Genomic DNA, 11,893 nt, shown 5'->3' on the forward strand with positions numbered 1-11,893 from the left:
GGGACTCATTTTTATCTGTCGCAAAATGTCATCCTCGCGCGCGGGGCAGGGAGGATGAGCAAGGGCGCGGGGAGCGTGGCGGGTGTTCCTGGCAGCGGCAAAACGGTTTACCATATAGCATAAGTTTTTTCTGTTATTACCATAGGTAATTAAGAGGTCGTTCATGAAAGACGCGCTCATCGAATCCTTCTATGACGCAGACACCGCGACGGTGACGCATATCGTCGCGGATCCGGATACAGGTCAGGCGGCGGTCATCGACAGCGTGCTGAATTTCGATGCCGCAGCTGGAAGGATTTCACACCAGAGCGCCGACCGCATACTGGCGCTACTGCGGTCTCGCGGCTGGCGCTTGCAGTGGCTGCTTGAGACCCACGCGCATGCGGATCATCTGTCGGCTGCCCCCTACCTGAAGGCCCATGCTGGCGGCGAGATCGGTATAGGCAGCCATATCCAGGACGTGCAGCACGTTTTCAAGGGGATTTATCACCTGAGCGATCTTTCGACGGACGGCAGGGAGTTCGATCGTCTCTTTGACGATGACGAAGCTTTTTCGCTGGGCCGGCTGACGGTGCGCGTCATGCATACGCCCGGCCATACGCCGGCATGCCTGACCTATATCATCGGCCGTGATGCTTTTGTGGGCGATACGCTGTTCATGCCGGACTACGGCACTGCGCGCTGCGATTTTCCCGGCGGCGATGCCGCCACGCTGTACCGATCCATCCGCCGGGTGCTTTCCTTGCCGCCCGAAACACGCCTGCACCTGTGCCACGATTACCCGGCAGAGGGCGTCGAGCCGCGCTGGGTGACGACGGTGGCAGAACAGCGGACAGGCAATATTCACGTGCACGATGGCATCAGTGAAGCAGATTTTGTGCGCATGCGTACCGACCGCGACCGCACCCTGCCCATGCCCAGGCTGATACTGCCCTCCGTTCAGGTCAATGTCCGTGCCGGCCGCTTGCCGGAACCTGAGGAAAATGGCGTGCGCTACCTGAAGTTGCCGCTGGACCAGTTCTGAGCCAGGTGGCCAGGCGGGGAGAGCGGCCGGTGTTGCACCGTCTGGGCAAGGCTGGAAACATCTGGCATTGCGCCATAGGTCAGTTTGCAGATACGATCTAGAATCCCGGTTGGAATAAGTTCCATTTTCATCAACCAGGATGCACCATGAACCAACCGGACGCGGCACAGGCCGGCGCCATCGCTATTCCAGACAAGCGCCTGGTGCGCTTGACCATTTTCCTGAGCGTCAGCCTGTCGACGCTGGGCGTGACGATCATCCTGCCCATCCTGGCGCCCCTGATCCGCGAGTTGGGACTGAGTGAAAGCCAGGGGGGCTGGATGGTGTCGGTTGGGTCAGTCGTCATGGCGCTGTGTGGTGCATGGTGGGGGCGGCGCAGTGATGCGCTGGGCCGCAAGGCCGTGATTCTGGCTGGGTTTGCGGGCCTGTGCGGCAGCTACCTCGTCTATACCGTCATCATCGGTCTGGGGCTATATGGCGTCGTCGGTGGCATGGCGCTGTTTATCCTGTTGCTGGCAGGGCGGGCCTTCGTAGGCGCTTTCCTGCCTGCTGTGCCGACCGGCGCGCAGGCGTATATGGCTGACATCACCACGCCCGAGGAGCGCAGCAGCGGTATGGCCGTGATCGGGGCCGCCAATGGCGTGGGCATGGTTCTCGGACCGGCATTGGCGGGTACGCTGGCAATTTTTGGCCTGATCTGGCCCATGGTGCTGGCAACCGTGCTGCCGCTGTTTGCCTGGTTCGTCGTGCGCCGGGTGTTGCCTGCTGCACCGCCGCGCAGCCATGTGGACGGCCCTCGTCTGAGCCCGCTGGACGCCCGCATCCTGCCCTGGCTGCTGGTTGGCCTGATCAACATGCTCTGCATCGTGAGTTTGCAGATCACTGCCGGTTTCTATTTCCAGGACCATCTCGGGCTGAGCGCGGGCAGTACTGCGCGTGTTCTGGCCGGGGCGCTGACGCTGGTGGGTGTGGTATTGATGCTTACCCAGTTTGTTCAGATACGTTTTCTGCAGTGGCAGCCGCGCCGGCTGGTCGCTGTGGGGGCGCCGCTGGTGGCGGTGGGCCTGCTGGTGCTGCTGCTGACCCGCAGCATGCAGGCCTATTACCTGGCCTATGCCTTCATTGGCTGCGGGGCTGGCATGATTTTTCCGGGTTTCATGTCTGGTGCGTCTGTCAGTGTCGACCGGCAGCACCAAGGGGCAGTCGCTGGTCTGGTGGCCGCCACGCAAGGGACGGCGGCCATCATCGCCCCGATCGCCAGCACGACGCTGTATGAAATGTCCTCGACCTGGCCATTTTCCGTCTTGGTCTGCCTGATGGCGGGAGCATGGCTGATCGCATTGTTCTGGTTGCGCCGGACGGGCGCAGGAGCTGCGGCCTGAGACGGCATGGGGGGCCCGGCAGTCCTCGCGCCTTTTGTGACTTTTATGCCTCTGGTGCTTCTTGCACCCTGCATAGCGGCCCGCCGGGCTAGGGCCGCTGAGCTGCGTTGGCGGGGCCGCGCATAGTTCCGGTATTCACAGGCAAATCCGGCTGCACGGTAAGTTGCCCGGAAGCCGGCAGGCTGGTGCGGCCCAAGCGCAGCGCACGATAGCGGTACGCGCAGGCCAGCAGGCCATGCGCGGCCAGCGGCACGGATAGCGCCAGCCATGTCAGTGTCTTGCCTGGCAGTACGGCACCTGCCAGCGCTGCGGGAACCAGCAGGCAGATGAGGGGCCAGCAACGCCAGCCCCAGCGGCGTCCCTCGGACATTCCACCCAGGGCGATCGTGCCGCAGGCCAGCAGCAGGAACAGCGCGGCCTGGCTCCACCACGAGGGCCACTGCCCCTCGGACCAGACATAGGCCACCACCACGCAGAACAGGATGATGCCGCCGCTGGCGACCAGCCACGCCGGGGCAGTGCTGCGCGGGGATGGCGCATTGGCGGGTTTCAGGCCCAGGTAGCGCAGCACGGGGTCATTGCTGGCGCGAAAGGGGTTTTCTGAAGGCGCCATGCCAGTGACGCCATAGCTCAGCGGGGCATCTGTATGAACGCGTTCGAACGTGCCAAACAGCTTGTCCCAGAAAATGAAGCTGCCGCCGAAGTTTTTGTCGATGTAGCGCTCGTGGGTGCCATGGTGCACGCGATGGTGATTGGGCGTTACCAGCAGATATTCCAGCCAGCCCAGCCGTGGCGTGACGGCATTGTGGTTAAAGAGCTGGATGGAGTAGTGCAGCGTTGAAATAGCCACGAACATTTCCACCGGCATGCCCAGCAATGCCAGGATCAGGAAGAACGGGATGGAGGTCAGCGAGGAATACCAGGAGTTGCGCACGCCCAGGGACAGGTTGAATTTTTCACCCTGATGATGCACGACATGGACAGCCCAGAGCAGGCGGTAGCGGTGGTGCAGCCGGTGCAGCCAGTAGAAGCAGAAATCCCAGGCCAGGATGCCTGCCGTCCATTGCAGTGCCACGGGCATGCGGGTGAACCAGTCCAGGCTGGCATGGCTGGCAATCCAGCCGAACAGTGCGACTTCCATGCCGCGGAACAGCCAGAGCACGATGTGCCCGGAATTGAGGTTGAAGATCGTATCGCGCCAGTCATGGTCGGCGCTGCGGCGCCAATGCAGCCAGCAGGCTTCCGCCAGCACAATAAAGAGCATGAAGGCGATGGGCAGGGCCAATGCGTTCATTGCAGTGTCTCCCGTTGGGCAGGATGATTGGCGGAGCGGCAGGGGGCAGTCCGGCGCGCTGCTGCAGCCGGCAGCGCGCGCTTGCCAGCCAGGCCGCAATACATTGCTGCGGCCTGGCCCAGCAACAGCCCGGCGATCAGGTCAATGAAAAGATGGCGGCGCAGGACGATGATGGATAGGGCAATCAGCCCGCCCCATAGCCAGAGCGCGAGATTGTAGGCGCGTGTACGCGTCTGCGAGCCATCCCGGTGCAGCGCGTGCACGCACAGCAGCGTCAGTGCGGCATGTAGCGAAGGCAGGCAATTCTGGGGGGAGTCCACTTGCATCAGGCCGTGCAGCAGCCAGCCTGATATCGTGCCCGGGTCTGGCGCAGGGTAGGCGGCCAGTGTGGTGGGGAACAACATAAAGCACAGCCAGGCGGCAGCGGCGCAGCATTGCATGGCCGCCGCCAGCGCATATTGCCGTTGCGGCGGGCAGCGCAGGTAGGCCAGCGGCACCAGGATGAACATTGAAAGGTAAGGCCAGACTGCCAACGGATGGAAGGGCAGCAGACGATCCGGCAGCAGCTCCGGCAGCGAGCGCCCGGCACCTTGCAGCCAGTGGGCACTGCCGTAGGCCAGGCCGATGGCCCCCCAGCCGATCAGCATCAGCCACAGGCGCTGCGGCAGCCAGCCGGGGCCGCAGCCACGCAGCAGGGGCAGGAACCGGAAAGTGCGGGCGCCCGGGCGGGTTTCATGGCCAACGTCCTGAACCGGTTCTGTCATGGCGACTCCCGTTGCGCCGCAGGCGTGTCCTCATGCCGTAAGCGGCGGATGCGGCGGCGTTTCTCGTGTGCGGCCTGTGCTGGTACTGCATCGGCCAGCGTCCATTGCAGGCTGGTCGTGTCTACGCCATGGCGTTCAAACAAACCGGTCAGCGCGGCCTGGCAGCGTTGCAACTCGGCGGGCGAGCAACCGGCCGCATGCAGGGCCAGGGCGGTGTCCCCGTGCTGCCACAGGCGATAGTCTGCCTCCAACGGCAGGGACAGGGCCAGTACGCGGCTGCAGACATCGGCAAACAGCGTGACATGTCCGCCCTTCAGGGCTGGCAAGCGCAATTGGTCGTCGCGTCGGCCTTCGATGGCTTCCAGCGCCAGGGTCGGGCGGCCGCATGGGCAGGGCGTGGCGCGCAGCGTCAGGATGTCATCCAGGCGGTAGCGCACGATAGGCTGTGTCCGCCGGGTGAAATCGGTAATGATGGGCTGGAATCTCCGTTCATCCAGCCATTCCGGTTCGATATGGATGAACTCTTCGTTCAGGTGCAGGCTGCCATGTTCGCAGGTCGCGCCCAGGAAACCCTCGGTTGCCTGGTAGACCTCGGCCACTCGGGGAAACCGTTGCTGCAGGGTTTCCCGTTCCTGGTGTTCCAGCACTTCGGCGACGGAAATTACCATGGGCGGCGGAATGTCGATCCGGCCTTGCTCCAGCGCCTGGGCGAGCGCGCCCAGTACTTGCGCCGGCGCGACGATGATGCTCGGGCGATAGGTTTCCAGGCGGGCATATTGCCCGTCCAGCGGCTGGAACAGGTCGAAGAACTCCAGCGTCAGCCAGCGGCTGTTCACGCCTTGGTACAGCGAATTGTCGGCGCGCAGGAACAGCGCGACGCGTTCACCGGCGAACAGGCCGCGCGGCAGCAGGCGGGCAAGGATGGTGCCTGCCCATTGGTTGCGCTCTGACGGGCTGGCCACAAACAGGCCGCGGCGTCCGGAGGTGCCGGAAGACAGGCCGGGGCTGTAGGCGCCAGCCATTTGGGAGAAATCTCGGCTGCGTTCGGCATTCAGCGCGCATGCCAGCAGTTCGTCACGCCGCAGGCTTGCGGTATTCATGCGATCGAACTCGGCCATCATCAGCGCCTTGTCCATGAGTGGCCATTGCGCCAATGGCAGGCCGATGAAGGGCTTGAAGTAAGGACTATGGCGCAGCACTTCATGCTGGAAGCGCTGCAACTGGCGTTCCTGGTGCGCCAGCAAGGCGGTGCGACTGGAAAACCGCAGGCGCCGCGCGCGCTGGTAGTGCCACAGTGTTGCCAGGGTATCCCGCAAGCGGCCCATGTCAGATATCCCCCTCGTGGCTGAGCAGGATGCGTACCTGGCCACCATGATGCAGTTCGCCCAGGCGTCTCAAGGTATCGTAGTAGGCGGGCACGTCATGCAGGACGAGATGGGCCAGTCGCGAGGGGGGCGTGCCGTCGCGGTAGCTGGCCGGTGCCCAGGCAGCGTCGCTGGCCAGCAGGGTCCAGCCGCCCGTAGTCTGCACGAATGCGCCCAGGTGCCCGGCGGCGTGGCCGGGCAGCGCGACGATGAAGACTTCATCCTCCGCGCCGGGCAGCGTCCACCCCTGTTCGAACGGTTGCAGGGCGGCCGGCAGGCGCACGGCGGGCAGTTGTTCCACTGCACGCATGCGCGTTTCGAAATCCTCGGGAATCAGGCCTGGAACGTAGGCCTGGCGCAATGCAGCCCAGCCGCGCAAAGGGCGGGTGGCAGTCCAGCCGGTGCCGGAGCAGTAAATCGGAACGCCGGGGAAATCGCGTAGCCCGGCAATATGGTCGCCATGAAAATGCGACAGCAGAATGCCATCCAGCTCGCCAGGAGTGACGCCGTCGGCCCGAAGCTGGCGCACCAGCGCTTCTTCCTCATCAAAATGAACGGGCGTGACACGCCGGTACAAGCTGATCAGCCCACGCCGCGTCTGGGTATGGAAATGGCTGGCATAGCCGGTATCCCAGATCCATTGGCGCTGGCGTGTGCGTATCAGCCACGCGCGTGCAGGAAAACGGCAGATGCGCAATCCGGCACCGCGCAGGGCCATGCAGGCCGGATGTGTGCAGTAGCCGGCGATGTAGGTTTGCAGCTCAGCCACCGATGCCTCCGTCGGCATCAGCGCCGCGCAGCCAGGCGGCTGTCAATGCGACAGCCGCCTGCAGACCGACGGGGGGCTGATAGCCCAGTTCGTTGCGGGCGCGCGCCTGGCTCAGCGTCATATCGAAATTCACGGCGCCAACGCTGTAGCGCGTCAGCATGGGTTCGCGTCCGCTGATCCTGGCGGCGGCTTCCATTGCCGCCGCAGCGGCATGGAGCAGTCCATAGGGAACGGATTGAATGGAGATGGGGAGCTTCAGTTCGACTGCCAGCAACTGGTGCAGAATGTCGGCAAGCCGCACGGGCTCGTGGTTGCTGATGTTGTAGGCGCGCCCATTGGGCAGCGAGGCTTGTGCAGTCGCCAGCGCCATGGCGTGCACCACGTTGCCGGCATAGGTCATGTCCAGCAAAGCGGTGCCGCCCCTGGGCAGCTTGAGCGTGCCGCCGGCTGCCCCTTTCAGTTGCGCGAGCAGGCGCGGCAACAGGACGCGGTCGTGCGGCCCGAAAATCGCGCGCGGACGCAGCAGGGTAAAGCGGGTAGGGCTGTCCGCTGTTGCCAACGCGGCGAGCGCCACTTCGGCCTCATGCTTGCTGCGGGCGTATTCGTTGGCGAAACGGGCAGCGCGGAAATCTTCGTCGACATCGTAGCGGTGCTGGAAATCGAAGTAGAGCGACGGTGTGGATATATGGATGAAGCGCGGTACGCCGGCGCGCATGGCGGCGCGGGCCAGCGCCATGGTGGCGTCGACATTGATGCGCCGGAAGTCGCGAGCAGGGCCCCAGGGCGAGGAGAGCGCGGCGCAGTGCCAGATGGCTTCGACGCCAGCGACCAGCGTATCCAGTTCCGCGGCGCCCGCGTCAGCCAGGTCGCAGCGCTGGAACGGGATACCCTGTGCCGCCAGGGTGGCGCCCGCAACGGGGTCGCGGCCAGTACCCCGGACGGCATGTCCGTGCTGGCACAGCCACTGGACGGCATTGCGCCCCAGGCCGCTGGTTGCGCCTGTCACGAGAATGCGCGCGCCGGGACGTAGCGCGGGCGACGCAGGGGAGGCCGTATTCATAGTTGCCAGACCAGGCCGGCCAGCGTTAACCCGGCGCCGGTGCCGATCAGCGCAGCTGGTGCGCCCCGAGGCAACCGACCGCTGCCATGGGCCTCGTGCAGTGCCGTGGGCAGGGACGCAGCAACCTGGTTGCCGTGCGTGGCATAGATATCGACCAGCTTGTCGTTGTCGATGCCCAGGCGCTCGCGCATGTGCGACATGCCCAGGTGGCTGGCCTGGTGGGGAATCACCCGCTCAATATCTGCCAGTGTCAGGTGCGCGGCGGACAGCAGGCCATCCAGCATGGCCTGCATCAATGGCGCAGTCTGCCGGAACAACCGAGTTCCCTGCATCTGGAACAGGAAATCGGAGTCTTCCATGCCGCTGCGCGGATTGCGGCGCGTGCCGCCTGCTCGGATTTCGCAAAGCGCGGCATGGCTGGGATGGGTGTGCTGGCGGAAGCCCAGCAGGCGTTGCATCCCGTTACCTTTTTCGACAATGGCGCACGCGGCACCGTCACCAAAGATCAGGGATGACTTCGGATTCTGCCAGTCGACGCCACGCGATGCCAGGTCGGCGCAGACAATGGCAATCCGCCGGTAGGCGCCGCTATTGAGCAAGGCTGCCGCCGTGTGCAGGGCAGTGATGAAGCCGACACAACTGGCGTTGATGTCGAAACCCGGCGTGCCGTCAGGCAAGCCCGCCTGTGCCAGCACATGGGCGGCCGAACATGGCAGCGCCTGCACCGGAATGGCGCTGGCGCTGATCAGCAGGTCTATGGAGGCCGGGGCGATATCGCCCTGGCGCAGGGCGTCGTGCAAGGCCTGTGCCGCCAGCACGGCCTGGTCGTCCCCGGGATCGGCCAGGTGGCGCGACTGGATGCCGGATTGGGCTAGGCTGTAGCCCTGCGGGCGTCCCAGCCTGAGATCGAGCTCCGCGGCAGTGATGCGCTGGCCGGGGAGGGCCTTGCCGGTGGCGATCAACGTCATTGGCAAGGGGGTAATGAATGAAGATTGGTCTGGCATGCCTGCTTTCTAATCCTGCTGTCGCCGCAAGGCAAGAAAAGCGGGCAGCGGGACCGATCTCAATTATCTCAAATTGTATGTCCGGCGCCCAAGATTCCGTGCATGCAGCTGCCTGTGGATTGCGCAATGTTTGCTCACGGCCTGGAAAGCCGCATGTTTGCTCATTGTTCACGGAATGCCCAAAGGATGTTCCCAGGGTTGTTCACAATGTGTGTGTGTAAACTGGATTTGGCTGCGCACAGGCCTGACGGCATCCATGCAGGCACTGCAAGATATCCACAGTCTCATGGGAAGGCTTGCAGGAACTGTTCGCATGAACAGTGTTTTTTCCACAATTTGTGCATTGCAAGAAAAAAAGACACGGTCCGGAGCCGGACTGTGTCTTTTTTGAGCAGGGAATTCCAGATGCTTGAAATAACAGCGTTTTTTTTCATCATCTGAGGTCTGCCAACAGGGTTATTCACAGAAGTTGTGGAAACTCTGGCTGTGACGCCTCCTGGGCGATCTATCCACAAGGAAGGCCGTGCCCGACCGCCTTCCTTGCGAAGCAGAAGGACTTACTTGCCCCAGTTCCAACCTGTCAGCGGGACATAGACCTGCACGCCATACTGAACCGGCTGCGAGATTTCCGTGCTGGAGAACGAGAAGTTGAAGTCGTAGGTATCGAAGTTGCGGTCACTGTCCCAGAATGCCGGTTTTTCTGCGCGTTGCGGTGGCATCGGGGGCAGGACCATCTTGAAGACGACTGATTCTCCGGCCTTGATGACATTGGGCAGGCCTTCGAAGCGTGGCTGGTAGTTCGCAGCATTTTCGAAGTCACTGCTGTAGTGGGCGGGCGTCTTGCCATCGCTGGGCATGAACTGCTTGACGCTCGTCGAGACATCGCTGATGGGGAAGTCCTTGCCGACAGCCGTCAGACGGTAGTACTTCACGGTGCCGCCGTTCTTGAAGTCGTTGTAGAACGCCTGCCTGCCCGCCATGTCGTTGGGGGAGGTGCCAAGGCCCAGCGAAGATGTGCGGCCATCGAGACGGCTCACCGTATTGAAGCTGTTGGGGTCCTGTTCGCCGACGACTTCCTCGTAGCCGGATGCGCCTTCCACACGCAGGGATTCCAGTGTGAGGGCAGAGGCATCCGCCGGTGCTGGTTCGACGCGTACCACCAAGCGCTGAACCTCGGTCAGTTCCGAGCCATCGGACACCTGCAGGGTGAATTTATAGTCTCCCGGAACGTCTATATTGCAGATCTTCAGCGACATGCGGTTGAACTCGACCGGATTGCTGAACGACGGCTGGATATTGCTGCCAGACGGTTGTTCGACGGAAAGGCGGTAGTAGAGCTGATCGCCATCGGGGTCTAGCGCCGTCGCCTGGATGATCAGGTTTTCGACGTCACCCATCTTGAGGGTATTGCCCCAGCCCAGCTTGGTGGATGCCAGGTTGCCGAAGTCGCAAGCCAGACCATCCTGCGCCTTGGTGCCGTTGGTAATCAGGGTGTAGCGGTAGATGCCTGCCTCTTCATCCAGCGTACCAGGCGTGGTTCCGATGAAACGCGCCACAGGGGGATTGTTCCTGGCCTTGACCATCACTTTGCCGACCTTCGGATAATCCGTCCATTCCGAGGCGCGGCTGGGCGTGCCCGTACTGTCGTAGACGATCAACTCCGCTTCATAGGCGCCAGCGACGTCTGGCACGAAACTGGCGCGCGCTTCATTGGCGTGCTTGAGTTCCGCCTGGCTGCTGGCCGGTTTCATGGCCCAGCGCCATTGGTATTTCATGCCATAGGTGCCGTCGTCCGGGTCGGAGCTCTTGGTGCCGTCGAACCATGCTTCGATGCCGGTCATGACACTGCTGGTATCGGTACTGACCACAGCTTGCGGACGGCGGTTGGCGCCACTGCGTACGTGAACGGTCTGGGAGGTGCGTTGGCTGTCCACCTGACCGTCATTGACGGTCAGGTACATGGTGTAGTAGCCCTCGACCGGGCTGCCCGTTGCGTCGCCAGTGGTGGTCGGACGGAAGCTCAGGGTGTTGCGGCCGGTGTAGCCGCTGACGTCGGGACGGGTGAAGCCAGCCGGCGTATCACCCCATTCCCATTTGTAGGTCAGACTATTGCCATCCTTGTCATAGGAATCGCTGAAAAAGTAGATGTAGGCAGAACTGGTTTTGCTGGCGCTCAACAGCTCCGCTTCATTCAGCGGATAGTAGTCGCGCAGCACGGCGACGGGCGGAGTGTTGGCGGCGCCTTCAGGACTGCTCACGGTGACGGTGGCACGTGCGGGCGAGCTGAGGCTCGTTCCATCGAAGGCGTACAGGTCCAGGTTGTAGGAGCCAGCAATATCTGCCGAGAAGGTCGGGGTGGCCGTGTCGGCGTTTTTCAGCTGGACATTCGCGTAGGCGGTCTGGGGGCCATTGGCGAGATAGGGCGATAAGCGCCAGCTGTATTGCAGGGTATCGCCGTCCGCATCATAGCTGTTCGAGGCGTCCAGCTTGATGGCTTGGCCCGTGCTGCCCGTATAGGGGCCGCCTGCCAAGGCGACCGGCTGTGTATTGGCCTGAGAAGCGTGAATGGAAATCACGAACTCGTTGCTGCTCTTGCGGCCGTAGGTGACGACCAGCCGTGCCAGGTACACGCCGGGGATGTCCGGGGTGAAACCGGGCTTGGCTGAATAGGCGTCGAAAAGCTGTACGGCTTTGCCGTTGGGATCGGTGACACTCCAGTTGTAGCTCATGCCCTGTACGTCGCCCCCTGCCGGCGGCGTGCTGTCGCTGCCGTCTAGTTGCGCCCAGCCATTGACCAGGGCATTGACGGTATCGGTGGGGCCTGCGGCGATAGGCTCCGTACTGCCAGCGGTAACGAGCACGCGGCTATGGTTGCTGCTGCCGGATGCGTTGCTGACCACCAGGTCCAGCTCATAGCGGCCGGCGAGGTCGGCGACGAAGCTCGGCGTGGCGCTGTCTGCCTTGCTCAGGACGGCATTGCTGCCTTCGGGCTTGCTCACCAGCGTCCAGGTGTAGCTGGTTGCGGCAGTGCTGCCGCCGCCATTGAGCGTCACGGTTGCGCCAACCTGCACGGATTGCGCTGTGCCGGCATTGGCGACCGGCGTGGTGGCACTCGTGTCGCTGCCGGTCCAGTCGTCGGACGCGCCGTTGCCGCCGCCGCAGGCGGCCAGAACCAGCGCGGCACCGAGGCTCAACGCAAGATTGCGGATAGTGGGTTTCATTGAAGGTTCCT

Annotated in this window: 9 protein-coding genes; 2 read left to right on the forward strand and 7 right to left on the reverse strand. The window is 63.2% G+C overall.

Annotation, left to right across the window (positions count from 1 at the left end):
• The first annotated feature begins 163 nt into the window (after positions 1-163).
• Together ACEW7X_RS05180 and ACEW7X_RS05185 are read left to right on the forward strand one after the other, a co-directional pair.
• Complete coding sequence (locus tag ACEW7X_RS05180; RefSeq protein ID WP_415359080.1) at positions 164-1,024, forward strand: MBL fold metallo-hydrolase; 861 nt, start codon at positions 164-166, stop codon at positions 1,022-1,024.
• A gap of 146 nt (positions 1,025-1,170) precedes the next feature.
• On the forward strand, positions 1,171-2,406 hold the full coding sequence (locus tag ACEW7X_RS05185; RefSeq protein ID WP_253100953.1) for an MFS transporter: 1,236 nt from the start codon (positions 1,171-1,173) through the stop codon (positions 2,404-2,406).
• 88 nt (positions 2,407-2,494) lie between these two features.
• Here ACEW7X_RS05185 and ACEW7X_RS05190 read toward each other — a convergent pair whose 3' ends face one another.
• The 7 genes from ACEW7X_RS05190 to ACEW7X_RS05220 form a co-directional block, all read right to left on the reverse strand.
• A complete protein-coding gene (locus ACEW7X_RS05190; RefSeq protein WP_253100956.1) occupies positions 2,495-3,700 on the reverse strand; it encodes a sterol desaturase family protein in 1,206 nt (401 codons plus the stop codon).
• Positions 3,697-4,464, reverse strand: coding sequence for a phosphatase PAP2 family protein (locus tag ACEW7X_RS05195; RefSeq protein ID WP_253100960.1), 768 nt, complete (start codon positions 4,462-4,464; stop codon positions 3,697-3,699). The genes ACEW7X_RS05190 and ACEW7X_RS05195 overlap by 4 nt, the downstream gene beginning before the upstream one ends.
• Positions 4,461-5,789, reverse strand: a complete 1,329-nt coding sequence (locus ACEW7X_RS05200) for a F390 synthetase-related protein (RefSeq protein ID WP_134838203.1) — start codon at positions 5,787-5,789, stop codon at positions 4,461-4,463. The genes ACEW7X_RS05195 and ACEW7X_RS05200 overlap by 4 nt, the downstream gene beginning before the upstream one ends.
• 1 nt (position 5,790) lies before the next feature.
• The gene (locus ACEW7X_RS05205; protein WP_420177703.1) at positions 5,791-6,597 is read right to left on the reverse strand and encodes an MBL fold metallo-hydrolase; all 807 of its coding nucleotides are present in this window, start codon (positions 6,595-6,597) and stop codon (positions 5,791-5,793) included.
• Positions 6,590-7,657 (reverse strand): NAD-dependent epimerase/dehydratase family protein, encoded by a 1,068-nt coding sequence (locus ACEW7X_RS05210; protein ID WP_068373846.1) that lies wholly within the window; start codon positions 7,655-7,657, stop codon positions 6,590-6,592. The genes ACEW7X_RS05205 and ACEW7X_RS05210 overlap by 8 nt, the downstream gene beginning before the upstream one ends.
• Positions 7,654-8,661, reverse strand: a complete 1,008-nt coding sequence (locus ACEW7X_RS05215) for a 3-oxoacyl-[acyl-carrier-protein] synthase III C-terminal domain-containing protein (protein ID WP_420177704.1) — start codon at positions 8,659-8,661, stop codon at positions 7,654-7,656. Before ACEW7X_RS05215 ends, ACEW7X_RS05210 begins: the two co-directional genes overlap by 4 nt.
• A 557-nt stretch (positions 8,662-9,218) precedes the next feature.
• Positions 9,219-11,882 carry a PKD domain-containing protein gene (locus tag ACEW7X_RS05220; protein WP_153044150.1) on the reverse strand — a complete coding sequence of 888 codons (2,664 nt, stop codon included), beginning with the start codon at positions 11,880-11,882 and terminating at the stop codon, positions 9,219-9,221.
• Positions 11,883-11,893 lie beyond the last annotated feature (11 nt).

Origin of the sequence: Kerstersia gyiorum (assembly GCF_048595715.1) — a bacterium.
Taxonomy (GTDB): Bacteria; Pseudomonadota; Gammaproteobacteria; order Burkholderiales; family Burkholderiaceae_B; genus Kerstersia; species Kerstersia gyiorum.

What these genes read in the sequence shown, in the direction of transcription:
- ACEW7X_RS05215 (WP_420177704.1), bottom strand. Translation starts at nt 8,661, where the DNA reads ATGCCAGACCAATCTTCATTCATTACCCCCTTGCCAATGACGTTGATC.
- ACEW7X_RS05220 (WP_153044150.1), bottom strand. Translation starts at nt 11,882, where the DNA reads ATGAAACCCACTATCCGCAATCTTGCGTTGAGCCTCGGTGCCGCGCTG.
- ACEW7X_RS05185 (WP_253100953.1), top strand. Translation starts at nt 1,171, where the DNA reads ATGAACCAACCGGACGCGGCACAGGCCGGCGCCATCGCTATTCCAGAC.
- ACEW7X_RS05210 (WP_068373846.1), bottom strand. Translation starts at nt 7,657, where the DNA reads ATGAATACGGCCTCCCCTGCGTCGCCCGCGCTACGTCCCGGCGCGCGC.
- ACEW7X_RS05180 (WP_415359080.1), top strand. Translation starts at nt 164, where the DNA reads ATGAAAGACGCGCTCATCGAATCCTTCTATGACGCAGACACCGCGACG.
- ACEW7X_RS05200 (WP_134838203.1), bottom strand. Translation starts at nt 5,789, where the DNA reads ATGGGCCGCTTGCGGGATACCCTGGCAACACTGTGGCACTACCAGCGC.
- ACEW7X_RS05190 (WP_253100956.1), bottom strand. Translation starts at nt 3,700, where the DNA reads ATGAACGCATTGGCCCTGCCCATCGCCTTCATGCTCTTTATTGTGCTG.
- ACEW7X_RS05195 (WP_253100960.1), bottom strand. Translation starts at nt 4,464, where the DNA reads ATGACAGAACCGGTTCAGGACGTTGGCCATGAAACCCGCCCGGGCGCC.